The following is a 24,012-nucleotide window of genomic DNA, read 5'->3' on the forward strand; positions in this document are numbered from 1 at the left end:
GGATCACAGCTCCGGCTCGAACGCAACTCCACGAGCGGGGAAGATCACCAGCCCGGTCAGTCAAGTCGCGGTCACCGCGAGTGGCCGTGATAATCCCGGACGGACCCCCGAGCTCGAGAGGACCCCATGGCGGACTTGTACATCGGCGGCGAATGGGTGGACGCGCGCGCAGGCGGGCGACGCGAGATCCGGTGTCCCGCGGACGGCAGCCTGGTCGCCGAAGTCGCCGAGGCGACCGCGGAAGACACCGAAGCCGCCATCGCCGCGGCGCGCCGCGCGTTCGACACCGGCCCGTGGCCCGGCACCCCGGCCGGCGAACGCGGCAACCTGCTGCTGCGCGCGGCCGACCTGCTCGACCGCGACGCGGAGGAGTTCGCCCGCGCCGAATCGCTCGACACCGGCAAACGCCTGGTCGAGAGCCGTTACGACATGAGCGACATCGCGGCTTGCCTGCGTTACTTCGGCAAACTCGCGGGCAACGACGCGGGCCGCGTCGTGGACACCGGCAGCGCAGATTCGTTCAGCCGGATCGTGCACGAACCGGTCGGCGTGTGCGGGCTCATCACCCCGTGGAACTACCCGCTGCTGCAGACAGTGTGGAAGATCGCCCCGGCGCTCGCGGCGGGCAACACGTTCGTGCTCAAGCCGAGCGAGCTGACGCCGCACACGTCGATCCTGTTCATGCGGCTGCTCGCCGAGGCCGGGCTGCCCGGCGGCGTCGCGAACCTGGTGCTCGGCGCCGGTCCGGCGGCCGGAGCCCCGCTGTCGGAGCACCCCGACGTCGACCTCGTGTCGTTCACCGGCGGACTGGCCACCGGACGGGTGATCGCGGCGAACGCGGCGGCGACGGTGAAGAAGGTCGCACTCGAACTCGGCGGCAAGAACCCGAACGTCGTGTTCGCCGACGCGGACTTCGAGACCGCCGTCGACTACGCGCTCACCGCGGTGTTTCTGCACTCCGGGCAGGTTTGCTCGGCCGGTGCGCGGCTGATCGTCCAGCGGGAATGGCACGACGAGTTCGTCGACGAACTGGTGCGCCGCGCGGAGCGGATCCGCCTCGGCGGGCCGTTCGACGAGAACGCCGAGACCGGTCCGCTCATCTCCGCCGCGCATCGCGAAAAGGTGGAGCGTTACGTCGCGACCGCCATCGAGGAGGGCGCGGTCCTGCGCACCGGCGGCAAGCGTCCGGACGACCCAGCGCTGCAGGACGGCTTCTACTACCTGCCGACGATCCTCGACAACGTCAAGCAGGGCAGCACCGCGGTCGTCGAGGAATCCTTCGGCCCGGTGCTGACCGTGGAGACGTTCACCGACGAGGACGACGCCGTCCGCATCGCCAACGACACGCACTACGGCCTCGCCGGCGGCGTGTTCACCCAGGACGCCGCCCGCGCCCAGCGCGTGGCGAACCGGCTCCGGCACGGCACGGTGTGGATCAACGACTACCACCCGTACCTGCCGCAGGCCGAATGGGGCGGCTACAAGCAGTCCGGCTTCGGCCGCGAACTCGGCCCGACCGGGCTGGCGGAATACACCGAGGTCAAGCACATCCACCAGAACCTGAAGCCCGGTCCCCAGCACTGGTTCTCCGGCTGATCCCCCTCCCCCACCGAAAGGAACAGTGCCCTTGAGCGACACCGGCGATCGCGAACTCGGCGAATTCGGCTACACCAACCAGCTCAAGAGAACGCTCGGCAGTTTCCACACCTTCGCTGCCGGCATCAGCTACATCTCGGTGCTGACCGGGGTGTTCCAGCTGTCCTACCTCGGTCTCTCCGAGGGCGGCCCGGCCTACTGGTGGTCCTGGCCCGCGGTGTTCGTCGGACAGCTGATGGTGGCTCTCTGCTTCGCCGAACTGGCCGCGCAGTACCCGGTCGCCGGGTCGGTCTACAACTGGGCGAAGAAGCTCAGCAACCCGCACATCGCGTGGATGGCCGGCTGGATGATGCTGCTGGCCTCGATCGTCTCGATCTCCGCGACCGCGCTCGCCTACCAGCGGACGCTGCCGCAGATCACGTCGTTCTTCCAGTTCATCGGCGACGGAACGGGCACCAGCGACGCGGCCAACGGCGTGCTGCTGGCCACCGTGCTGATCGTGTTCACCACGCTGGTCAACGCGTTCGGGGTGAAACTGATGGCCCGGATCAACAGCGCGGGCGTGTTCGTGGAACTGCTGTTCGCGGTGCTGCTGGTGGTGTTCCTGGCGTTCCACTTCGTCCGCGGCCCGTCGGTGGTGACCGAGACGAACGGCACCGAGGCCGGGCATTCGTCGGGCTATCTGGGCGCGTTCCTGATCGCCGGCATCGCCTCCTCGTATGTGATGTACGGCTTCGACACGGCCGCCTCGCTCGGCGAGGAATCGCTGAACCCGCACCGCAACGCGCCGAAGGCGATCCTGCGCGCGCTGGTGGCCTCCTTCGTGCTGGGCGGGCTGATCATCCTGTTCGCGCTCATGGCCGTGGGCAACATCCACGCGCCGGAACTCGGCACCGTCGGCCTGCAGTACGTGCTCACCGACGCGCTCGGCCCGGCCATCGGACGCGTGTTCCTGTTCGTCGTGTTCATCGCGATCACCGTGTGCGTGCTGGCGGTGCACACCGCGGCGATCCGGATCGCGTTCGCGATGGCACGGGACAACGCGCTGCCCGGCGGCCGGAAACTGGCGCGGGTCAACAAAACGACCGGCACCCCGGTGCTGCCCGCGATCGTGATCGGCGTGCTCGCGGTCGCGCTGCTGGTGCTGAACATCAACTCCACGCAGATCTTCTCGGCCGTCACCAGCCTCGCGATCATCCTGATCTACCTGTCCTACCTCCTCGTGACCGTGCCCATGCTGGTCCGCAGGCTGCGCGGACGCTGGCCGCGCGAGGGCGCCCCGGAAGGCCGGTTCTCCCTCGGCCGCTGGGGCCTTCCGGTGAACGTGCTCGCGGTGCTGTGGGGCGGCGCGATGACGATCAACCTGGCCTGGCCCCGCAACGAGATTTACAACGCGTCCCCGCCCTACCACTGGTATCTGCAGTGGATTTCGGTGCTGTTCGTCGGCGTCTTCGCGGCCGGCGGCTTCGCCTATTACTGGTTCGTGCAACGGCACAAGGTCGGGGTGCTGGCGGACCACGCCGCCGCCCCCGCGCCCGACGAGGAGGTTTCCCGGTGAGCGCAAGCGAGTTCGACTACGTGGTGGTCGGCGGCGGCACGGCAGGATCGGTGGTGGCGGCCCGGCTGTCCGAGGATCCGGACGTGACGGTCTGCCTCCTCGAAGCCGGACCGTCCGACACGGACGTGCCGGAGGTGCTGGAGCTGACCCAGTGGATGGGCCTGCTCGAATCCGGCTACGACTGGGACTACCTGGTGGAGCCGCAGGAAGCGGGCAACTCCTACCTGCGCCAGGCCCGCGCGAAGGTGCTCGGCGGCTGCTCGTCGCACAACTCGTGCATCGCGTTCTGGGCCCCGGCCGAGGACCTCGACGAATGGGCCTCGATGGGCCTGCCCGGCTGGTCCGCCGCCGACGTTTTCCCGCTGTACAAGCGACTCGAGACCAACGACGGACCCGGCGAGCACCACGGCCGCTCCGGTCCGGTGACCATCCGGTCGGTCCCGCCCCGCGACCCGGCGGGCGCGGCGCTGCTGTCCGCGTGCGACCAGGCGGGCATCCCGACGACGGAGTTCAACTCCGGCAAGACGGTCACCCACGGCGCGAACTGGTTCCAGATCAACGCCCGCGAGGACGGCACCCGGTCCTCGGCATCGGTGTCCTATCTGCACCCGATCATGGGCAAGCGGCCGAACCTGGAGATCCGCACCGGCGCGCGGGCGAAGCGGCTGCTGTTCGACGGCCGCCGCTGCACCGGCGTCGAGGTGCTGGACCCGGACCTGATCCACCACAGCACGATCACCGCGCGCCGCGAGGTCGTGGTCAGCTCCGGCGCGATCGACACGCCGAAACTGCTGATGCTGTCCGGCATCGGGCCCGCCGAGCACCTGCGCGAGGTCGGCGTCGAGGTGCTCGTGGACTCGCCGGGCGTCGGCTCGAACCTCGAGGACCACCCCGAGGGCCTGGTGATGTGGGACGCCCTGCAGCCGATGGTCACCGAATCCACGCAGTGGTGGGAAATCGGCATCTTCACCATGACCGAGGACGGCCTTGACCGCCCGGACCTGATGTTCCACTACGGTTCGGTCCCGTTCGACATGAACACCGTCCGGCACGGCTACCCGACGACGGAGAACGGCTTCTGCCTCACGCCGAACGTGACGCGCAGCCGATCGCGGGGCACCGTGCGGCTGCGCACGCGCGACTTCCGCGACAAGCCCCGCGTCGACCCGCGCTACTTCACCGACGAGTACGACATGCGCGTGATGACCTACGGCGTGAAGCTCGCCCGCGAGATCGCCGCCCAGCCCGCTCTCGACGAGTGGGCCGGCGTGGAACTCGCGCCGGGCCGGGACTGCAAGACCGACGACGAGATCGCCGACTACCTGCGCAAAACGCACAACACCGTGTACCACCCGGCGTGCACGGCCCGGATGGGCGCGGAGGGCGACCCGGAGGCGGTGCTGGACGAGCGGCTGCGCGTCCGCGGCGTCGAGGGCCTGCGGGTGGCCGACGCTTCGGTGATGCCGTTCCTCGTCACGGTGAACCCGTGCATCACGACGATGGCGATCGGCGAGAAGTGCGCGGACATGCTCAAGGAAGACCGGAGCTGACCGTCGGGCGGGTGGTCGTGTCCCAGCGGGCACAGCCACCCGCTCGCTTCGGCTGACGGGATCGGTAAGCCCGCCGGATCTCATCCGGGCGCCGGCCCGTCGTCGGCCCGTCACCAGAGCACCTGCCGCTGACCGCACTTCGCGCAGAATCATGTCCCACCCCTCGCTTCGTCCTCCGGCCGTTCCCGGAGAGCGCACCTCCTCGATGCACATAAGGTCAGTCGCCAGCGAGCGAGCCAAGGTTCTCGAGTAACCGAACCGTTACCAAAAGTCACCATCCCCAACGCGGACAAGGCCCTGAGCGGGGTGCGGATTTCGTTGCGGGACAAGCGATCGAACGGCCAGCCGAGGTCGAGCGCAGCTGTGGCCTTACGCCGAGGCAGGTTCTCGCGCAGTCATCCGGTCGGCACCGCATAGCCGGGTGAGAACGCGAACCGAAGAAACCGCGGCAGACGTAGACTTCCTTGTGTGGCAGGCAATCGGGCGCTCGCGTTGGCAGGGGCGACCGCCGCGGTGGGCGGCGGCGTCGGGCTCGCCCTGCCGACCGCGCACTACCTGCCGTCGCGGCTGCCGCTGGGCGCGCTGGAACCCGACCTGGACCTCGGCCTCCGGCTGGCCTGCGCCGGGGCGCTGGCGCTCGCGTTCGCGCTGGCGGTCCTGACCCTGCGCCGGCACCGAGCCGAACCCCTGGCCTTCACCACTCTGGCCGGGATCGCGGTAGCCGGAATCCTCCTGCGCTACCTCGTGATCACGATCCCCGGCGCGAACCGGCTGACCCCGGCCGCCGCCGTACAGCCGGCGGCCGGGGCGTGGGTCCTGCTCGCCTCCGGCCTGGTCCTGGCCGCGACCGGACTCGCCGCCGCAGCCGCCGCTCAGCGAGCCCGATAAGTCACTGCAGCAGCGCGACGCACTCCACGTGGTGCGTCATCGGGAACGCGTCGAACGCCCGCAGATCCGTCAGCGAATACCCGTGCTCGGAGAAGAACTGCACGTCCCGCGCCAACGCCGCCGGGTCGCAGGCCACGTAGACGATCCGGTCCGGCTCACCGGCCGCGATCGCGTTGACGACCTCCCGGCCGGCCCCCTTGCGCGGCGGGTCGAGCACCACGACGTCGACCGGCGTCGGTGCGTCCCCGATGAGGTGTTCCACGCGTCCGGAACGCCAGCTGACCTGCGGCAGGTCGGAGAGATTGCGCTCGCCGTCGGTCACCGCTCGCCGACCGGATTCGATCGCCAGCACCTGTCCGTCCGGGCCGACCTGCTCGGCCAGCACCGAGGCGAACAGCCCGACCCCGGCGTACAGATCCCACGCGACCCCGCCGCGCGGTGCGTCCGCCCATTCCCGCACGAGCTCCGCCAGCGTGTCGGCGGCGCGCGGGTGGACCTGCCAGAAGCCGTGCGCGTCGAACCGCCAGTCCCGTCCGGCCGCGTGCTGGATCGCCATGCCGCCGGACAGCTGCTTGCCCTGCGTGCGCCCGCGCACCGTGACGAGTTCGCGCAGGTGGAGGTGGTTGTCGCCGTCGCTGGTCGTTTCCAGTTCGACGCCCGGCCGCCAGCGCTTGCTCAGCGCGGCGTCGAGCGAGCCGGGCACCGCGATCGGGCAGTCGTCGATCGGGATGACGCGGTGGCTGTGGTGCGCGCGCAGCCCGGCCCGGCCGTCCTGTCCGGCGACCAGCCGCACCCGGCTGCGCCAGCCGAGCGGGTTGTCGTCGAGCGCTTCCACGACCACCTCGCGGGTGATCCCGGCAAGCCGCTGCAGCTGTTCGGCCACCACCGCGGCCTTCAGTTCACGCTGATAGGCCGGTTCGGCGTGCTGCCAGTCGCAACCTCCGCAACCGCCCGGCGCGGCGAGCGGGCACGGCGGCGTCACGCGATGCTCGGACCCGCTGAGCACCTCGATCGCGTCGGCCCGGCAGAACGAACCGCCCTTGTCTTCAGTCACTTCCGCCCGGACGCGTTCGCCGGGCAACGCGTGCCGCACGAACAGCACTCGTCCGTCCACACGCGACACGCAGTGCCCGCCGTGCGCGACCGGACCTACTTCCAGTTCCAGTACGCGGCCTAGCCAGCTGTCGCTCATTCTGATGATTCCTTTGTCGCAGGGGCTGGCTTCTTGGCGTCCGCCGGTCGAACGGTGCCGGGAGTGAACCCGCGCCGGACGTCACCGGCGGAGGGGCGGGCCTTGCGCATCCGCGCGGCCGCCTTCTGCGACGACTCCAGCTGCCACGGCACGCTCGCCACGACCACGCCCGGCTGGAACAGCAACCGTCCCTTGAGCCGCAACGCACTCTGGTTGTGCAGGACCTGCTCCCACCAATGCCCCACGACGTACTCGGGAATGAACACGGTGACGACGTCGCGCGGGTTGGCGCCGCGGACGCGCTTCACGTAATCCAGTACCGGCTTCGTGATTTCCCGGTACGGCGATTCGACGACCTTCAGCGGCACCTTGAATTTGTGCGCTTCCCATTCCTGGGTCAGCGCGCGGGTGTCGGCGTCGTCCACGTTGACCGTGACCGCCTCGAGGACGTCCGGACGCATCGCCTTGGCGTAGGCCAGCGCGCGCAGCGTCGGCCGGTGCAGCTTGGACACCAGCACGATCGCGTGGTTGCGCGAGGGCAGCACGGTCGGCGCTTCGCCCATGTCCTTGAGCTCTTCCGACACCCGGTCGTAGTGCTTCCGGATCGCCGTCATCAGCGCGAAAATCGCCACCATCGCGGCGATCGCGATCCACGCGCCGAGCAGGAACTTGGTGATCAGCACGATCACCAGCACGACGCCGGTCATGGTCAGGCCGACCGCGTTCACCGTCTGCGAACGGCGCATCCGCCGCCGCGCCGCCGGGTCGGTCTCCTTGGCCAGCAACCGGTTCCAGTGCCGGATCATGCCCGCCTGGCTCACCGTGAACGACACGAACACGCCCACGATGTACAGCTGGATCAGCCGGGTGACCTCCGCGTCGAACGCGATGATCAGCACGAGCGCGAAGATCGCGAGGAACAGGATGCCGTTGGAGAACGCCAGCCGGTCGCCGCGGGTGTGCAGCTGCCGCGGCAGGTAGCGGTCCTGGGCGAGGATCGAGCCGAGCACCGGGAAGCCGTTGAACGCGGTGTTCGCGGCCAGCAGCAGGATGATGCCGGTGGAGAACGAGATGTAGTAGAACGCGGGCGGGAAGCTCTCGAACACCGCGTGCGCGATCTGCGCGACGATCGTCTTCTGCTCGTAGCCCGGAGGCGCCCCGGCCAGCTGCCGCGCCGGGTCCTCGGCGAAGTTCACCTTCGTGACGACCGCGAGCGTGATGATCCCGACGAGCATCGTCACCGCGAGCACGCCCATCAGCAGCAGCGTGGTGGCCGCGTTCTTCGACTTCGGCTTGCGGAACGCGGGCACGCCGTTGCTGATCGCCTCGACCCCGGTCAGCGCCGCCGCGCCGGACGAGAACGACCGCAGGATCAGGAACACGAACGCGACGCCCGCCCAGCTGCCTTCCTCGTGCAGCGTGAAGCCCGCGCTCTCGGCGCGCATCTCGGTGCCGGTGAAGGTCTGGAACAGCCCCCAGACGACCATGATCAGGATGCCGGCGATGAAGCCGTAAGTGGGAATGGCGAACGCTTTGCCCGATTCGCGCACGCCGCGGAGGTTGAGCGCGGTCAGCACGGCGACGATCGCCACGGCGGTGATCACCTTGTGGTTGGCCACCCACGGGATCGCCGAGCCGATGTTGGCGACACCGGACGAAGTGGACACCGCGACGGTCAGCACGTAGTCGACCAGCAGCGCGCTCGCCACGGTCAGGCCGAACTTCCCGCCGAGGTTGGTGGTCGCCACCTCGTAGTCGCCGCCGCCGCTCGGATACGCGTGCACGTTCTGCCGGTACGACGCCACGACGACGAGCATGACCAGCGCGACCGCGATGCCGATCCAGGGCGCGAAGGCGTACGCGGACAGGCCGGCGACGCTCAGCGTCAGGAAGATCTCCTCCGGCGCGTACGCCACGCTGGACAGCGCGTCGGAGGCGAAAATGGGCAGCGCGATGCGCTTGGGCAACAGAGTGTGGGAGAGACGGTCGCTGCGGAACGGACGCCCTAGGACCAGCCGCTTCAGCACTGTCGGGAACTTCGACACCACGAGAGCGTAACCGGGTCACCGCAAGGTAGGTTCGGCGCTGGTGTCCGAGGGTACCTCCGGACGTTATCCCCACCCCCTTCGAGGAGGCTAAGCGTGCACGTGGTGATCATGGGATGCGGCCGCGTCGGCGCGTCTCTGGCCGCGGCGCTGGAGCGGCTCGGCCACGACGTGGCCGTCATCGACAAGAACCAGCAGGCGTTCCGCAGGCTGGGCAGCGACTTCCACGGCCAGCAGGTCGTCGGGGCGGGATTCGACCGCCGGGTGCTCGTCGAAGCCGGGATCGAGCGAGCGGGCGCCTTCGCGGCCGTGTCGAGCGGCGACAATTCCAACATCATCTCCGCGCGGGTCGCGCGCGAGAACTTCGGCATCGAGCACGTGGTCGCACGGATCTACGACCACAAGCGCGCCGCGGTGTACGAGCGGCTGGGCATCCCGACCGTCGCGACCGTGCCGTGGACGACCGACCGGTTCCTGCGCACCCTGCTGCCCGACGGCGTCGCCTCCGCGTGGCGCGATCCGTCCGGCAACGTCGCGCTGCTGCAGCTGCCGCTGCACGAGGGCTGGGTCGGCCGCAGCGTGCGCGAGCTGCAGGAGACCACCGGCGCGCGGGTGGCGTTCATGATGCGGTTCGGCACCCCGGTGCTGCCGGACGCGAAGACCGTCGTGCAGGCCGACGACGACGTGTGGGTGGCGGCGCGGTCGGGCACCGTCGGAGACGTGACGAGCCTGGCCGCTCGCGCCCCCGAGGAGGAGAACTGATGCGGGTCGCGATCGCGGGCGCGGGAGCCGTCGGGCAGTCCATCGCCGCCGAGCTCATCGACGGCAACCACCAGGTGATGCTGATCGAGCGCGACGCCGACCAGTTCGAGCCGGAATCCGTTCCGCAGGCCGACTGGGTGCTGGGCGACGCGTGCGAGGTGTCGATCCTCGAGGAGTCCGGAATCGAACGCTGCGACGTCGTGATCGCGGCGAGCGGCGACGACAAGGCGAACCTCGTGGTGTCGCTGCTGGCGAAGACGGAGTTCGCGGTGCGCCGCGTGGTGGCGCGGGTGAACAACCCGGCCAACGAGTGGCTGTTCACCGACGCGTGGGGCGTCGACGTCGCCGTGTCGACCCCGCGGATGCTCGCCGCGATGGTCGAGGAGGCGGTGAGCGTCGGCGATCTGGTGCGGCTCATGACGTTCCGGCAGGGACAGGCGAACCTGGTGGAACTCACCCTGCCGGAGGAGACGCCGCTGGCGGGCAAGCCGGTGAGCGAGCTGGCGCTGCCGCGCGACGCGGCGCTGGTGACCATCCTGCGCGGCGACCGGGTGATCGTGCCGCAGCCGGAGGACCCGCTGGAGGCGGGCGACGAACTGCTGTTCGTCGCGACCTCGGACGTCGAACCGGAGATCCGCTCGGCGCTCGGCTACTGAAGACGCGAAAAAGGGGCGGGCCCGCGACGGGCCCGCCCCTTTTTCGTGCGTCGGATCAGGTCTCCGGAGTCGGCGCCTGCGCGTACTTCTCCCGCAGTCGCGCCTCCACCTGCGCGTCGGTTTCCGGCTCCGGCTCCTCCTCGGCGAGGGCCTTCAGCCGCTTGTCGGAGCGGCGCACCGCCCACACGACCACCAGCAGCCCGATCGCGTACAGCGGGTAGCCCATCGCGATCTTGGCGAACGCGAGCCAGCCGGTCTGGTTTCCGTCGTACAGCCACCGCTGCACCACGAACCGGGCGGCGAAGATGACGGCCATCGCGAGCGTCGCGACGTCGTAGCCGTAGCGGGACGGCTTGTCCTTGCGCCAGGCGGTGCCGTTGCCGTTGAGCGCGTTCCAGACGACGCCCGCCAGCGGCCAGCGCACCGCCACCGAGATGACGAACACGGCGCAGTAGGCGAGGCTCGCCCAGATGCCGAAGAGGAAGAACCCCTTCGCGGAGCCGGTGCGGAACGCGATGAACGCCGCGATCGCGACGCCGAAGAACCCCGAGATGGCGGGCTGCAGCGGCTCCTTGCGCACGACGCGCAGGACGGTGATCGCCACCGCGCTGCCGATCGAGCCCCAGATCGCCGCGGTGAGCCCGAAGATCGCGTTCAGCAGGACGAAGACGATGACCGGCACCGAGGAATAGAACAGGCCGGAAACCCCGCCCATCTGCTCCATCAGCGTCGGCTGCCGCTCTTCGTCGCCCCCGTTTCCGGGCGCGTCCTTCTCGTCGCGGGGAGCAGCGGGTTCAGTCACGAGCGTTGATCACCCTACCGGGCTCTGGAGTTCGTAATACGGGTTGTAGAGCACCTTCTGCCCGTCCCGTTCGGCCATCCGGCCGCGGACCTTGACGGTGCGGCCGGGCTCGATGCCGGGAATCCGGCGCCTGCCCAGCCAGATTAGCGTCACGCCCTGCGTGCCGTCGAACAGCTCCGCCTGCAGCGAGGCGGGCCCGTCGGTGGGCGACAGCTCGACGCTGCGCAGCCTGCCGAGCACCGTCACCTCTTCGCCGGACCGGCAGTCACAGGCGCGCTGCGCGCCTTCGGCACCCGACCTCTCGGACATCTCGTCGGCGTCGAGGTCCTCGACGTCGCTGGTCAGCTTGCGAACCAACCGGCTGAAGTAGCCGCCGTCCTTGGCGGACATGGTGTGCTCCTGTGCTCCGGGGCCCCCGACTTCGTTCGGCCCGTGCGTGTTCCAGCGTAGCTGTGGTCCCAGTCAGGGAAACGGGTTTGGGGCAAGATCGCAACGTGACGTCCGCAATCCATCTCCCGGCCGCTGTCCTGCTGCCCGGTACCGGCTCTGACGAGGTCTTCGTGCGCTCGGTGTTCGAGGGGCCGCTGGCCGCGCTGGGAGTGCCGCTGATCACCCCCGCGCCGGTCGCCGGGGCCGGCCTCGCGGAGGGGTTTTTGGCGGAGCTGGACGGTCTCGCTGACCGGTACGGGACGGTGCTGGTGGGCGGGATCTCGTTCGGGGCGCATCTCGCGGCGGAGTGGGCGGTGGCGAATCCCGGGCGTTGCGGGGGGCTGCTGGCGGCGCTCCCGGCTTGGAACGGGGAATCCGGATCAGCACCCGCGGCGATCGCTGCGACGGTCACAGCGGATCTGGTGGCTGATGCGGGGGTGGAAGGCGCGCTGGCTTCGGCGGTCGCGGGGAGTCCGGGATGGCTTGGGGAAGAGTTGGGGCGGGCTTGGCGCCGGCATGGGGAGGGGCTGGAGGCCGGGTTGAGGGTTGCGGCCGGGCGGGCCGCGCCGACGTTGGCGGAGTTGCGGGGCGTGGGGGTCCCGGCTGGGGTCGGCGGGTGTGCGGATGATCCGGTTCATCCTGCGGAGGTGGCGCGGGAGTGGGCCGGAGCATTGCCTCGGGGCGGTTACGGGGAGACGTCTCTCGCCGCGGTCGGGCGGGATCGGGAGGCGTTGGGGAGGGCGACGGTTTTGGCGTTTTTGCGGGGGTTGCGGAAGACCCCTTGAGGAATCGCGGGTCGTGACAGAGGCCCTCACGGAACGCTGTCCGTGAGGGCCTCCTGTGAAACTCGGGCTGGGGTCAGCCTTGCTGCTCCGCGATGTGCTGGGCGACCGCGTCGGGGAGGGTGATGGGGAGCGGGGTGCGCACCGGCATCGGCGAGTTGCCGCGGTCGACGATGGTGCGGCGCACGATCGCTCGCAGCACTTCGGGGGCTTGCGAGGCCGTCGACTGCGGGCCGGCGATCACGCCGCGCAGCATCCAGCGCGGGCCGTCAACTCCGACGAAGCGCAGCGCTACGTCGCCGACGATCGCGGACAGTTCCATGCCCCATTCGCCTCGGCCGACGTTGACCTTCGCACCGTCCGCGCGCAGCTGGTCGGCCAGTTCGTTGCTGACCTCGCGCCACAGGCCGCCGGATTTCGGGGCCGCGTAGGCGCTGACGGTGATCTGCCCGACTTCCGTCACGACGTGCACCGCTCGCACGCCGCCTTCCTCCGGGTCCATTTCGACCTGCACCTGCGAGCCGTCCGGCACGGGCACGCGCACCGAACCCAGGTCGATGCGCGGGATGCCGTCTTCTTCCGCTTCGGTGGCGTCGAACGGACCGTCGGTCGTTTCCGACAGCTGGTCCTCGGGTTCGAGCGCGTCGGCGCCGTCAGCTTCGGCGCTTTCGCCGCGCTGGGAAGCGACGCCCCCGGTCTCGTCGTCGCCGGACCGGCGCTTGCGTCCGAAAATCCCCACTATCGTTCCGTTCCTTCCCCGGTGCCCGCGCCGGTGTCTCCGGCGCCGGGTGCCAGTGTGGCGTGCCCGCCGGTCGAGCCGTAACCTCCCGCGCCGCGTTCGGTCTCCTCGAGTCCGGCGACCTCGACGAATTCCGCGTGCTCCACGCGCTGGATCACCAGCTGCGCGATCCGGTCGCCGCGCGCCAGCACGATTTTCTCGCGCGGGTCGTGATTGACGAGGCAGACTTTGATCTCGCCGCGGTAGCCCGAGTCGATCGTGCCGGGAGTGTTGACCACCGACAATCCGACGCGCGCCGCTAGCCCCGAGCGAGGGTGCACGAACCCGGCGTACCCGGAAGGCAGCGCGATCGCGACCCCGGTGCCGACGACCCCGCGCTCGCCGGGTCCGAGCACGATATCCGAGGTGGTGACGAGATCGGCCCCGGCGTCGCCGGGCCGGGCATAGGCGGGCGGCGGGACTTCGGGGTCGAGCCGCTGGAGGAGGACCTGAACGCTGGACACGGGCGGCGAGACTACCCTTGATGCGTGGCTGACCGCGTGAACACCGCCGCGACGGGCGTCGTCGCACACTCCGAACGGCTCTACCTCCCATGGTGGGGCTGGCCGTTGCCGATGGCCGGCGCGATCCTGCTGGGCGTCGAAGTCCACCTCGGCTACCCCTCGATCCCGATGTGGATCCCGCTCGCGATCGCCGTGCCCGTCATGGCCGCGCTGCTGCTCTCGCTGGGCCGGGCAAAAGTCAAGATCACGGCCGGAGACGACCCCGAACTCTGGCTAGGCGACGCCCACCTGCCCCTGCGCTACGTCGGCGAAATCACCGTCGTGGACAAAGACGCGAAACGCCACGCCCTAGGCCGCGACGCCGACCCCGCCGCCTTCGTCATGCACCGCGGCTGGGTAGGCCCCGCAGTCCGAATCACCCTGACAGACCCCGAGGACCCCACCCCGTACTGGCTCTTCAGCACCCGCAAACCAAAGCGAGTAGTAGAGCTGCTCAGCCACAACAACGCCTGACCTCACCAGGTACGTGAGGGGAACCCTGAGGGAATCTGATTCCCTCAGGGTTCCCCTCACGTACCTAAACCGCACCAGCGCACCCAAACCTCCGAGCAGCCAGCCCGCGCCCTGCACCCCGATACGAAGCCATCCCTGCGGTTCGGGGGTGCTTGTCAAGGCATCTTTCCCGCCTTGACAAGCACCCCCGAACCGCCAGCACAATGAAGGCATCGGGGTGGTGGGCGCCGAACGCGGGCAATGTCGCCGCCAGGCGACGAGCCGAACGCGAACACCCCAGAACACGAGTAAGGGGGCCGACCGCATGGCCGACCCCCGTGCTTACCCGGTCATCCCAAGACCGCGAAAACGCTGACCCCGTGAATCTCCCCTAAGATCTCCCCGAAGAAAATCCCCGGGTCAGGCGCAATCGCGGCAGATCAGCCGTCCGCCGTTGTCCTCGGCGAGCCTGCTCCGGTGGTGCACCAGGAAGCAGACCGAGCAGGTGAACTCGTCCGCCTGCTTCGGCACGACCTTCACGGTCATGTCTTCCCCGGAGAGCCCGGAGAGGTCCGCGCCGGGAAGCTCGAAGTTTTCCGCGGTCGCGTCCTCGTCGACGTCGACGACGCCGGACTGGTTCTCGTTGCGCCGAGCCTTCAGCTCCTCCAACGAGTCTTCGGCCAGCTCGTCGGCTTCGCTGCGGCGCGGAGCGTCGTAGTCGGTAGCCATGGTGTCCCTCACCCCTGCGATTCAGCGTGTCGTCCTGCACCGGTTCCGGAGGCGCCCGATACCGGTCGTGCCGCTGGTCAACGTTCCAGCGCCCCTGTTTGTGCCCGGCCTGCGAGTGACCCAGGTCTCAACCTGGTTGACCTCGTCCGGCGGCCGGAGCCCGGGAAGGGTAGCTCACCGCCGGGCGCGCCTCGCACCGAGTCGGACATTGCTGCTCCAGCGTCACCCGGGAGGGGGAACGCGCAGGTGAGACGCCTGTCCTCCGTTCGGGTTGCCCCGGCGTCGCGAACGTCACCTCGCGGCCGTGTCCGCTTGCTCCCCCGGAGCCGTCCGTGGTGCGATCGCCACGGAGGGGCATTACGCGGAACGGGTGAAGGTGACCCGCGACACCGCGCGCCGCGGCCAGCGCCTAGGCTCACCGGCTACCACGCCGGTGCGTACGCTGGCGGTTACCGCGAGGCGCGGCGGGGTTACCGCGGCCGGTTCTGCGAGGGGAAGGGACGGGGCAGGTGGCGTCGGGGAACGGGTCGGGGAACCGTGGTGCGCGGCCTTATCGCAAGCACCGTCCGCTGCCCGCGTTGATCGTGATCGGCGTGCTCGCGCTCGGCGCGGTGTTCGTCTGGGTCAACGCCGTGGTCGGCCGCGGCGACGTCGACGAGGCGGTGCGCTGCAGTCCCGAGCCCAAGGCCCCGCCGGGGATCACCTACACGTCGGTGCCGCACAACGGCCTGGACGACCGCTCGCCGATGCCGCCGGACAAGGTCGCGTTGAAGGTGCTCAACGCGAGCAGCACGCGCGGGCAGGGCAGCATCGCCACCAACGCGCTCCGCGATCTCGGCTTCACCGCCATCGGCGACCCCGGCAACGACCCGGCGTACCCGAAGGGCGACGCGCGCTGCCGCGGCCAGATCCGCTACGGCGACAACGGCGCCGCCGCGGCCCGCACGGTCAGCCTCGTGATCCCCTGCGCCGAACTCGTCCACGACACCCGCAAGGACGCCACCGTTGACCTGGCCACCGGCAAGCTGTTCACCGACATCCAGCCGCGCCCCGAGGCGGTCAAGATCCTGAAGCAGCTCACCGCCTGGTCGCAGTCGCACCAGGGCGGCGGCAGCAGCGAGCAGTCCGCCGGTCCCGGCGCGCCGGTGATCGACCAGACGCTCCTGGCTTCGGCCCGCGCCGTCACCTGCTGACCTCGTCCGCGAACGAGGTCAGCGGGCACGACCCGCGGTCACACCTCAGCCGCACCGCCCGCGGCCAGCGCCGTCCGCAGTTCCGGCGCGATCCCCGGCGACGCCGCGAACGTCGAGTCCTCCCCCAGATCCGCCGCCTCGCCCGGCAGCAGCACCGTCGCGCCCGCCTCCTGCGCCACCAAGGCCCCAGCCGCCCAGTCCCAGCGGTGCAGGCCGTGTTCGAAGAATCCGTCCAGCCAGCCGGCCGCGACGGCGCACAGGTCCAGCGAGGCCGCTCCCCCGCGGCGAATGTCGCGCACGCGCCCGACCAGATCGGCCGTCAGCCTGCCCTGCCGGACCCGGCGGTCCTGCGCGTAGGAGAAGCCCATCCCGACGAGCGCCAGATCCAGCCGGTCCGCCTTCGACACCGACAGCCGGTTGCCGTCGAGCCACGCACCGCCGCCCCGGACGGCCGTCCAGCGCCGCCCGCTCACCGGCTCCACGACCGCTCCCGCGACCGACACCCCGTCGATCTGCGCGGCGATCGACACCGCGAAGGCCGGCAAGCCGTAAAGGAAGTTGACCGTCCCGTCGATCGGGTCGACCACCCAGGTGACCCCTCCTCCGACAGAACCGCCGCCCTCCTCCCCCAGCACCGGTTCCCCGGGCCGGATCCGCGCCAGCCGCGCGCGGACCAGTTCCTCCGATTCCCGGTCCACCGCCGTCACCACGTCGGTTTCCGCGGACTTCGTGTCCACCGCGACCTCGCCGCCGGACTGCATCCGCACCCACGCCGTCCGGACCAGGTGTGCGGCCTCGACCGCGACCTGCTCGGCGGTGTCTTTCAGGTCGTTCGGCATCGCCTCGTCAACTCCCACGCCCGCCATGTCATCACATCCGGTTAAAGTCTCCGCAGCAGACTTCTGAATCGTGCGAGAAGGGACCACGTCAGTGACGGCGACCCGAGGTTTCGGAATCGACATCGGCGGCAGCGGGATCAAAGGCGCGCTGGTCGATTTGGAACAGGGACAGCTCATCGGGGACCGGCACCGGATCGAAACGCCGCAGCCGTCGACGCCGGACGCGGTGGCGGACGTCGTCGCCGAGATCGTCCGCGCGGCGGAGTGGGACGGCCCGGTCGGCGTCACGCTCCCCGCGGTCGTGAAGAAGGGCACCGCGCACACCGCGGCCAACATCGACCGCAAGTGGATCGGCACGGACGCCGAGGCGCTCTTCGCGAAGCGGCTCGGCAAGGGCGTCGAGGAAGTCACGATGCTCAACGACGCCGACGCCGCGGGCCTCGCCGAGATCCGCTTCGGCGACGCGGCCGCGCGCACCGGCGTGACCGCGCTGCTCACCTTCGGCACCGGCATCGGCAGCGCGCTGTTCCACGACGGCAAGCTCGTGCCCAACACCGAATTCGGCCATCTGGAGGTCGACGGCCACGACGCGGAGAAACGCGCCGCCGCTTCGGTGAAGGACAACGAGGGCCTGTCGTATCCGCAGTGGGCCAAGCGGGTGCACCGGTACCTCTCGGTGCTGGAGAACCTGATCTGGCCGGACCTGTTCATCGTCGGCGGCGGCGTCAGCAAGAAGGCCGAGAAGTGGGTGCCGCTGCTGGACATCCGCACGCCGGTGGTCGTCGCGTCGCTGCAGAACAACGCGGGCATCGTCGGGGCCGCCGCGGCCGCCGCGGAGGGTGCCGGGCACTGAGCGGGGAGGCCCCGCGCCGGGTCTCGGACCGGTCACCGGGAGGCGCCGGGCAGGGGCCGGAGGGTGATCGCTTCGCGACGCAGTGGGCCGACGTCGTTACAATGGAACACGGCGCAGGAGCTGCGGAGGCAAAACCGCAGGCCGAGGCGTGTTCCCCGAATGTGAGGCAGCCGAGGTGGCGACATCTCGGCTCGTCATGATCGACCGCTGCGAAAGGGCGTAAGTGGCAGCCGCAAGAACCGCAACCCGAGGCGGGACGAAGACAGCGACCGAAGCCGGCGAGCCGGCCGACGAGGCGGCCACCGGAGCGGAGAAGTCCCCGGCGCGCAAGACCGCCGCGAAGTCGGCAGGCGCGAAGAAGACTCCGGCCAAGAAGGCTCCGGCGAAGAAGGCCGCCGCGAAGGGCGCGAAGACCGACGACGGCGATCCCGACGGCCCGGTCGACCTCGACGAGGCCGAACTCGACAGCCCGGACCTGTCCGATCTCGAAGAGGTCGAGGTCGACGTCGTCGACGAAACGGTCAACGACGAGACCGACGACGATGACGACGATTCCGACGACGCGGACGAGGCCGAAACGACCGAAGGGCCCGCGGGCGCGGCCACGTCCACTGCCGCGCGCCGTCGCGCCGCGGCGGCGGACAAGGGCGGCAAGTCCTCGGACAACCCGGACTTCGTGTGGGACGAGGAAGAGTCCGAGGCGCTGCGCCAGGCGCGCAAGGACGCCGAGCTCACCGCGTCGGCCGACTCCGTCCGCGCCTACCTCAAGCAGATCGGCAAGGTCGCGCTGCTGAACGCCGAGGAGGAGGTGGAGCTCGCCAAGCGGATCGAGGCGGGGCTCTACGCCGCCGAGCGCGTGCGCACCGCCGAGGAGGAGGGCGAGAAGCTCGTCACCCAGATGCGCCGCGACCTCAAGTGGATCGTGCGCGACGGCGAGCGGGCCAAGAACCACCTGCTGGAGGCGAACCTCCGGCTCGTGGTGTCGCTGGCCAAGCGCTACACCGGCCGCGGCATGGCGTTCCTGGACCTGATCCAGGAGGGCAACCTCGGCCTGATCCGCGCGGTGGAGAAGTTCGACTACACCAAGGGCTACAAGTTCTCCACGTACGCCACGTGGTGGATCCGCCAGGCGATCACCCGCGCCATGGCCGACCAGGCCCGCACCATCCGCATCCCGGTGCACATGGTGGAGGTCATCAACAAGCTCGGCCGCATACAGCGCGAACTCCTGCAGGATCTCGGCCGCGAGCCGACGCCCGAGGAGCTCGCCAAGGAGATGGACATCTCGCCGGAGAAGGTCCTGGAGATCCAGCAGTACGCGCGCGAGCCGATCTCGCTGGACCAGACCATCGGCGACGAGGGCGATTCGCAGCTCGGCGACTTCATCGAAGACTCCGAAGCGGTCGTCGCGGTGGACGCGGTGTCGTTCACGCTGCTGCAGGACCAGCTCCAGTCGGTGCTGCAGACGCTGTCCGAGCGCGAGGCGGGCGTGGTCCGGCTGCGCTTCGGCCTCACCGACGGCCAGCCGCGCACCCTCGACGAGATCGGCCAGGTCTACGGAGTCACGCGCGAGCGGATCCGGCAGATCGAGTCGAAGACGATGTCGAAGCTGCGCCACCCGTCGCGCTCGCAGGTCCTGCGCGACTACCTGGACTGAGCTTCTCCGGTTCCCGCGAGAAACCCCGCCCCGCACTACGCGGCGGCGGGGTTTTTCGCGTTTACCGACAACAACGCGGCCGGCGTCCGCCTGGCAATTCCGCGAAATCCTTCCTTCGGCCGGACACAGTGGACACCGGCCGGTCCGGAAAACCCGGAGACGCGGGATCCCGATGCGAATTACGCTGCCGCACAACCGGAATGCACGGGCCCGGTTCCGGCGGAGGAAAGCGCCTCCCGGCGGCGCCGCCGAGCAGCGGACGTTCCGCGGGTGTCCGTTTCCCGTTCACAACCGTTCACCCGGAACCCCCGGAACCGTTCCGGAATACTCATCGCCGGTGCACAGTCGCGCACCCACCGCGACACCGGGACCCCGACAAGAGGCTAAAGTCGGTTGTTCTCCGCCCGAACACGGAAATCGTGATTGTTTGGTTGCCTGAAAACGAAGATCGCAACGGGTGATCGCGATTAGGCTGCGCCCACAACGAGCGTCAGTATTGGAAGGCAGCACCGCCCAGTGTTTTCGACGAAAACTCAATCGCGAGCGAGCCAGGGAAGCCCGGCGGCTCGGAGCGGATCCTCCGGCCCCGGTGAAGCGAGGCAACTGTGATCGGGTTCCTCCTCCGCAGACTCGTCAACTACATCGCCCTGTGCCTCGTCGCGACTTTCGCGGCGTTCTCCTTGGCGTCTCTGTCCTTCAGCCCGCTGGACGCGCTCAAACTGCGCAACCCGCCCGCCCCGCAGGCGACCATCGACGCGAAGGCCGCCGAGCTGCACCTGGACCAGGCGATCCCGCACCGGTTCTTCACGTGGCTGGGCGGCGTCATCCAGGGCGACTTCGGCCGCACTGTCGCCGATCAGGCGATCACCGACGAGCTGTTCCGCCGCGCGGGCGTGAGCCTGCGGCTGTTCCTGCTCGGCATCACGATCGGCATCATCATCGGCGTGCTGGTCGGCGTGGTCAGCGCGATCCGGCAGTACAAGATCAGCGACTACCTCGCCACCACGTTCTCCTTCGTGGTGCTGTCGACGCCGGTCTTCGTGATCGCCACGATCCTCAAGGCGGGCGCGCAGTCGGTCAACGACAACCTGCTCGACGGGTACCAGTTCTTCATCGTGCAGGGCGAAGGCGGCGCGATCGACGGCGGTTTCGGCGACGTCCTGCTCGACCGGCTGCAGCACATCATCGTGCCGACCCTGGCGATCGTGCTGACCCAGGTCGCCTACTACAGCCGCTATCAGCGTTCGGCGATGCTCGACGTGCTCGGCTCGGACTTCCTGCGCACCGCACAGGCCAAGGGCCTCACCCGCAGGCGCGCGCTGTTCAAGCACGGCCTGCGCACCGCGCTGATCCCGATGGCGACGCTGTTCGCGTTCGGCTTCGGCCTGCTCATCACCGGCGGCGTCTTCACCGAGAAGATCTTCGGCTGGTACGGCATGGGCGACTGGCTGGTGACCGGCATTCAGAAGCAGGACACCAACATCGTCACCACCGTGACCCTGTTCATCGCGATCTGCGTGCTGCTCGCCGGCTGGCTCGCGGACGTGCTCTACGCCGCGCTCGACCCGAGGGTGAGGATCTGATGGCCGCCCCATTGAACGAGGCCGACCTCGCCGACTCGGCCGTCGCCGCCACCGAAACGGCAACCGAGCAGCAGGGCGGGAAGTCCTCCAGCCGCGGCAAGCTCGTCTCCCGCCGGTTCTTCCGCAACAAACTGGCCGTCGCCGGGCTGGTCGTGATCCTCCTGTTCTACGTCCTGGCGTTCACCTACAGCTGGTACTCGCCGTGGGGCTACGACGAACTCGACCCGGCCTCGACGCTGATGCCGCCGGACGGCACGCACTGGTTCGGCACCAACCAGATCGGCGGCGACATGTTCGCGCAGACCATGCGCGGGCTGCAGAAGTCGCTCACCATCGGCCTGCTGGCCGCGCTGTTCTCCACCGGCGTGGCCTCGATCGTCGGCTCCGCGGCCGGGTACTTCGGCGGCTGGACCGACCGGGTGTCGATGTGGGTCGTCGACCTGCTGCTGATCCTGCCGCCGTTCCTGATCATCTCGATCCTGTCGCCGGCTTTCCGCGGCAAGACCTGGCTGATCCTGGTCGGCTTGATCGCGCTGTTCCAGTGGATGATCACCGCCCGCATCGTCCGCGGCATGACGCTGACGCTGCGCGAACGCGAGTTCGTGAAAGCCGCCAAGTTCATGGGCCAGTCCCCGTGGCGGATCATCTTCAAGCACATCGTGCCGAACATGGCGTCGCTGCTGATCATCGACGCGACGATCAACGTCGGTGTCGCGATCATCATGGAGACGTCGCTGTCGTTCTTCGGCTTCGGCGTGCAGGCGCCGGACGTTTCGCTGGGCACGCTGATCTCGGCGGGCTCCGACGCGGTCCGCACGTTCCCGTGGCTGTTCTACATCCCGGCCGGCTTCCTGGTGTTCACCGTGCTCGCGGTGAACTTCGTCGGCGACGGCCTGCGCGACGCGCTCGACCCGTCGTCCAGCCGGTCGCGGCGCAAGGAACGCAAGCGGATCGAAGAGAAAACCAAGTCGACCGCCTCGACGCAGACTGTGGGAGCAGAAGCATGAGCGCCGCACTCGAGCTGAGCGCGGAAACGGGCAAGCCCACCGGCACCGTGCTCGAGGTTTCCGACCTCGAAGTGTCCTTCCCGTCCGAGTCCGGCCGCGTGCACGCGGTGCGCGGGCTGAACTATCAGGTCGCCGCGGGCGAGGTGCTCGGCATCGTCGGCGAGTCCGGTTCGGGCAAGTCGGTGTCGTCGCTGGCGGTCATGGGGCTGCTGCCGCCGCAGGCGCGGGTGTCGGGCTCGATCCGGTTCCAGGACAGCGAATTGATCGGCAAGTCCGACGCCGAGCTGTCGAAGATCCGCGGCAAGAAGATCTCGATGGTCTTCCAGGACCCGCTGTCCGCGCTGACCCCGGTGTACACCGTCGGGGCGCAGATCGCCGAAGCGCTGCTGGTGCACGGCAAGGGCACGGTCACCAAGCAGCAGGCGAACAACCGCGCGGTCGAACTGCTCGACCTGGTCGGCATCCCGAACGCGGCGGCGCGGGCGAAGGCGTTCCCGCACGAGTTCTCCGGCGGCATGCGCCAGCGCGCGGTGATCGCCATCGCGATCGCCAACGACCCGGACCTGATCATCGCCGACGAGCCGACCACCGCGCTCGACGTGACGGTGCAGGCGCAGGTGCTGGAGGTGCTGAAGACCGCGCAGGAGGTCACCGGCGCCGGCATCGTGATCATCACGCACGACCTCGGCGTGGTCGCCGGGTTCGCCGACCGGCTGATGGTGATGTACGCCGGGCGCGCGGTCGAGCAGGGGCCGGTCGACACGATCTACGCCCAGCCGCGGATGCCGTACACGCTGGGCCTGCTCGGTTCGATCCCCCGCGTGGACGCGCGGGAGAAGCAGCCGCTGGTGCCGATCGAGGGCCAGCCGCCGTCGCTGGTGAACCTGCCCCAAGGCTGCCCGTTCGCGCCGCGCTGCCCGCTGGCGATCGACGCCTGCCGCACCGCGGAACCGGAGCTGTTCACGATCACGCCGGGCAACCCGAACGCGCCGGTCGACACGACGCACCGGTCCGCCTGCATCCGCACCGAGGAACTCGCCCGTCCGGAAGCGGACGCCGCCGAGGTCTACGGCGCCGAGGTGATCGAGGAGGCCGCGGTCGCTTCGGTGCCGCGCGCCCAGCGCTCGACCGTGCTCGACGTGCAGGACCTGCAGAAGCACTACCCGGTCAGCAAGGGCACCGTTTTCAAGCGCAAGATCGGCACGGTGCGCGCGGTCGACGGGATCACCTTCGACATCGTCGAGGGCGAAACCCTGGGCCTGGTCGGGGAATCCGGCTGCGGCAAGTCGACCACGCTGATGGAGATCCTCGAACTGGCCGCCCCGGCGCACGGTTCGGTCGCGGTGCTCGGCAAGGACGTCGCGAAGCTCGCGGGCAAGGACCGCAAGTCGATCCGCCGCGACCTGCAGGTGGTGTTCCAGGACCCGATGGCCGCGCTCGACCCCCGGCTGCCGATCGGCGACATCATCGCCGAGCCGATGGTCACGCACGGGTTCTCGAAGGAGCGCATCGCCAAGCGCGTGCCGGAACTGCTCGGGCTGGTCGGCCTGCGCCCGGAGCACGCCGACCGGTATCCGGCGGAGTTCTCCGGCGGGCAGCGCCAGCGCATCGGCATCGCGCGGGCGCTCGCGCTGGAGCCGAAGCTGATCGTGCTCGACGAGCCGGTGTCCGCGCTCGACGTGTCGATCCAGGCCGGCGTGATCAACCTGCTGGACGAGCTGAAGGCCAAGCTGGGCCTGTCGTACCTGTTCGTGGCGCACGACCTGTCCGTGGTCCGGCACATCGCCGACCGGGTGGCGGTGATGTACCTCGGCAAGATCGTGGAGATCGGCGACGTCCGCACGGTTTTCGAGGCGCCGCAGCATCCCTACACGCAGGCGCTGCTGTCCGCGATCCCGATCCCGGACCCGGCCAAGGAGCGCGAGCGCGGCCGGATCATCCTCACCGGCGACCTGCCCAGCCCGGCGAATCCGCCGTCGGGCTGCCGGTTCCGCACGCGGTGTTTCGTCTTCTCCCAACTGTCCGAACAGGACAAGAAGAAGTGCGTCGACGTCGAACCTCCGCGCGAATCCCGCGCGCAGGACCACGACGTCGCGTGCCACTACGCCAAAACCCGCGAAGTTGTGTAGCCACAATCCGTTGGCACACCAGAAGAAG

General features: G+C 69.5%; 22 protein-coding genes. 14 read left to right on the plus strand and 8 right to left on the minus strand.

Going from position 1 to position 24,012, the window contains the following annotated elements:
- The first annotated feature begins 126 nt into the window (after window positions 1–126).
- From AB5I40_RS13715 to AB5I40_RS13730, 4 genes are all read left to right on the plus strand, one after another.
- Window positions 127–1,596, plus strand: coding sequence for an aldehyde dehydrogenase family protein (locus tag AB5I40_RS13715; protein WP_370938873.1), 1,470 nt, complete (start codon window positions 127–129; stop codon window positions 1,594–1,596).
- A gap of 31 nt (window positions 1,597–1,627) precedes the next feature.
- Window positions 1,628–3,154 (plus strand): APC family permease, encoded by a 1,527-nt coding sequence (locus tag AB5I40_RS13720; protein WP_370938874.1) that lies wholly within the window; start codon window positions 1,628–1,630, stop codon window positions 3,152–3,154.
- Window positions 3,151–4,704: a GMC family oxidoreductase gene (locus AB5I40_RS13725; protein WP_370938875.1), complete on the plus strand. Its 1,554-nt coding sequence runs from the start codon at window positions 3,151–3,153 to the stop codon at window positions 4,702–4,704. Before AB5I40_RS13720 ends, AB5I40_RS13725 begins: the two co-directional genes overlap by 4 nt.
- A gap of 468 nt (window positions 4,705–5,172) precedes the next feature.
- On the plus strand, window positions 5,173–5,592 hold the full coding sequence (locus tag AB5I40_RS13730; protein ID WP_370938876.1) for a hypothetical protein: 420 nt from the start codon (window positions 5,173–5,175) through the stop codon (window positions 5,590–5,592).
- 1 nt (window position 5,593) lies between these two features.
- Here the strand turns inward: AB5I40_RS13730 and AB5I40_RS13735 are convergent, their stop codons facing one another.
- Both AB5I40_RS13735 and AB5I40_RS13740 read right to left on the minus strand, forming a co-directional pair.
- Window positions 5,594–6,784: a class I SAM-dependent RNA methyltransferase gene (locus AB5I40_RS13735; RefSeq protein ID WP_370938877.1), complete on the minus strand. Its 1,191-nt coding sequence runs from the start codon at window positions 6,782–6,784 to the stop codon at window positions 5,594–5,596.
- Complete coding sequence (locus AB5I40_RS13740; protein WP_370938878.1) at window positions 6,781–8,829, minus strand: APC family permease; 2,049 nt, start codon at window positions 8,827–8,829, stop codon at window positions 6,781–6,783. The genes AB5I40_RS13735 and AB5I40_RS13740 overlap by 4 nt, the downstream gene beginning before the upstream one ends.
- 96 nt (window positions 8,830–8,925) lie before the next feature.
- Between AB5I40_RS13740 and AB5I40_RS13745 the strand changes: the two genes are divergently transcribed.
- Together AB5I40_RS13745 and AB5I40_RS13750 are read left to right on the plus strand one after the other, a co-directional pair.
- A complete protein-coding gene (locus tag AB5I40_RS13745) occupies window positions 8,926–9,591 on the plus strand; it encodes a TrkA family potassium uptake protein (protein ID WP_354750456.1) in 666 nt (221 codons plus the stop codon).
- Entirely contained in the window at window positions 9,591–10,247 is a 657-nt protein-coding gene (locus AB5I40_RS13750; protein WP_344267550.1) for a TrkA family potassium uptake protein, read from the plus strand. Before AB5I40_RS13745 ends, AB5I40_RS13750 begins: the two co-directional genes overlap by 1 nt.
- A 55-nt stretch (window positions 10,248–10,302) precedes the next feature.
- Here AB5I40_RS13750 and AB5I40_RS13755 read toward each other — a convergent pair whose 3' ends face one another.
- Both AB5I40_RS13755 and AB5I40_RS13760 read right to left on the minus strand, forming a co-directional pair.
- Entirely contained in the window at window positions 10,303–10,971 is a 669-nt protein-coding gene (locus tag AB5I40_RS13755; protein ID WP_370940514.1) for a DUF3159 domain-containing protein, read from the minus strand.
- Between the two features lie 87 nt (window positions 10,972–11,058).
- Window positions 11,059–11,439: an OB-fold nucleic acid binding domain-containing protein gene (locus tag AB5I40_RS13760; protein WP_009075573.1), complete on the minus strand. Its 381-nt coding sequence runs from the start codon at window positions 11,437–11,439 to the stop codon at window positions 11,059–11,061.
- Window positions 11,440–11,543: 104 nt separating this feature from the next.
- On the opposite strand from AB5I40_RS13760, the gene AB5I40_RS13765 reads away from it, so the two are divergent.
- Window positions 11,544–12,263, plus strand: coding sequence for an alpha/beta hydrolase (locus tag AB5I40_RS13765; RefSeq protein WP_370938879.1), 720 nt, complete (start codon window positions 11,544–11,546; stop codon window positions 12,261–12,263).
- 73 nt (window positions 12,264–12,336) lie between these two features.
- Here AB5I40_RS13765 and AB5I40_RS13770 read toward each other — a convergent pair whose 3' ends face one another.
- Window positions 12,337–12,999, minus strand: a complete 663-nt coding sequence (locus AB5I40_RS13770; protein ID WP_370938880.1) for a DUF3710 domain-containing protein — start codon at window positions 12,997–12,999, stop codon at window positions 12,337–12,339.
- Window positions 12,999–13,502, minus strand: a complete 504-nt coding sequence (dut, locus tag AB5I40_RS13775) for a dUTP diphosphatase (protein WP_370938881.1) — start codon at window positions 13,500–13,502, stop codon at window positions 12,999–13,001. The genes AB5I40_RS13770 and dut overlap by 1 nt, the downstream gene beginning before the upstream one ends.
- A 24-nt stretch (window positions 13,503–13,526) precedes the next feature.
- Between dut and AB5I40_RS13780 the strand changes: the two genes are divergently transcribed.
- Entirely contained in the window at window positions 13,527–14,015 is a 489-nt protein-coding gene (locus AB5I40_RS13780; RefSeq protein WP_370938882.1) for a DUF3093 domain-containing protein, read from the plus strand.
- 399 nt (window positions 14,016–14,414) lie between these two features.
- Here AB5I40_RS13780 and AB5I40_RS13785 read toward each other — a convergent pair whose 3' ends face one another.
- Window positions 14,415–14,723, minus strand: coding sequence for a DUF4193 domain-containing protein (locus AB5I40_RS13785; RefSeq protein ID WP_013224476.1), 309 nt, complete (start codon window positions 14,721–14,723; stop codon window positions 14,415–14,417).
- 509 nt (window positions 14,724–15,232) lie between these two features.
- On the opposite strand from AB5I40_RS13785, the gene cei reads away from it, so the two are divergent.
- Window positions 15,233–15,916 (plus strand): envelope integrity protein Cei, encoded by a 684-nt coding sequence (gene cei, locus AB5I40_RS13790; protein ID WP_370938883.1) that lies wholly within the window; start codon window positions 15,233–15,235, stop codon window positions 15,914–15,916.
- 38 nt (window positions 15,917–15,954) lie between these two features.
- Here the strand turns inward: cei and AB5I40_RS13795 are convergent, their stop codons facing one another.
- Complete coding sequence (locus AB5I40_RS13795; RefSeq protein ID WP_370938884.1) at window positions 15,955–16,782, minus strand: inositol monophosphatase; 828 nt, start codon at window positions 16,780–16,782, stop codon at window positions 15,955–15,957.
- Window positions 16,783–16,846: 64 nt separating this feature from the next.
- Here AB5I40_RS13795 and ppgK point away from each other — a divergent pair, with 64 nt between their 5' ends.
- The 5 genes from ppgK (at window position 16,847) to AB5I40_RS13820 (ending at window position 23,984) form a co-directional block, all read left to right on the plus strand.
- Window positions 16,847–17,608 (plus strand): polyphosphate--glucose phosphotransferase, encoded by a 762-nt coding sequence (gene ppgK / locus AB5I40_RS13800; protein WP_370938885.1) that lies wholly within the window; start codon window positions 16,847–16,849, stop codon window positions 17,606–17,608.
- 223 nt (window positions 17,609–17,831) lie between these two features.
- A complete protein-coding gene (locus AB5I40_RS13805) occupies window positions 17,832–19,265 on the plus strand; it encodes an RNA polymerase sigma factor (RefSeq protein ID WP_370938886.1) in 1,434 nt (477 codons plus the stop codon).
- A gap of 605 nt (window positions 19,266–19,870) precedes the next feature.
- Complete coding sequence (locus tag AB5I40_RS13810; protein ID WP_116205697.1) at window positions 19,871–20,848, plus strand: ABC transporter permease; 978 nt, start codon at window positions 19,871–19,873, stop codon at window positions 20,846–20,848.
- Complete coding sequence (locus tag AB5I40_RS13815) at window positions 20,848–21,855, plus strand: ABC transporter permease (protein ID WP_370938887.1); 1,008 nt, start codon at window positions 20,848–20,850, stop codon at window positions 21,853–21,855. Before AB5I40_RS13810 ends, AB5I40_RS13815 begins: the two co-directional genes overlap by 1 nt.
- On the plus strand, window positions 21,852–23,984 hold the full coding sequence (locus AB5I40_RS13820) for a dipeptide ABC transporter ATP-binding protein (RefSeq protein ID WP_370938888.1): 2,133 nt from the start codon (window positions 21,852–21,854) through the stop codon (window positions 23,982–23,984). The genes AB5I40_RS13815 and AB5I40_RS13820 overlap by 4 nt, the downstream gene beginning before the upstream one ends.
- Window positions 23,985–24,012 lie beyond the last annotated feature (28 nt).

It is taken from the genome of Amycolatopsis sp. cg13 (genome assembly GCF_041346965.1).
Classification (GTDB): domain Bacteria; phylum Actinomycetota; class Actinomycetes; order Mycobacteriales; family Pseudonocardiaceae; genus Amycolatopsis.

Bases quoted from the DNA above. Each gene is read 5' to 3' on its own strand.
- AB5I40_RS13735 (WP_370938877.1), bottom strand. From the start codon at position 6,784: ATGAGCGACAGCTGGCTAGGCCGCGTACTGGAACTGGAAGTAGGTCCG.
- AB5I40_RS13755 (WP_370940514.1), bottom strand. From the start codon at position 10,971: ATGGAGCAGATGGGCGGGGTTTCCGGCCTGTTCTATTCCTCGGTGCCG.
- AB5I40_RS13750 (WP_344267550.1), top strand. From the start codon at position 9,591: ATGCGGGTCGCGATCGCGGGCGCGGGAGCCGTCGGGCAGTCCATCGCC.
- AB5I40_RS13820 (WP_370938888.1), top strand. From the start codon at position 21,852: ATGAGCGCCGCACTCGAGCTGAGCGCGGAAACGGGCAAGCCCACCGGC.
- AB5I40_RS13815 (WP_370938887.1), top strand. From the start codon at position 20,848: ATGGCCGCCCCATTGAACGAGGCCGACCTCGCCGACTCGGCCGTCGCC.
- AB5I40_RS13715 (WP_370938873.1), top strand. From the start codon at position 127: ATGGCGGACTTGTACATCGGCGGCGAATGGGTGGACGCGCGCGCAGGC.
- AB5I40_RS13785 (WP_013224476.1), bottom strand. From the start codon at position 14,723: ATGGCTACCGACTACGACGCTCCGCGCCGCAGCGAAGCCGACGAGCTG.
- AB5I40_RS13760 (WP_009075573.1), bottom strand. From the start codon at position 11,439: ATGTCCGCCAAGGACGGCGGCTACTTCAGCCGGTTGGTTCGCAAGCTG.
- AB5I40_RS13795 (WP_370938884.1), bottom strand. From the start codon at position 16,782: ATGGCGGGCGTGGGAGTTGACGAGGCGATGCCGAACGACCTGAAAGAC.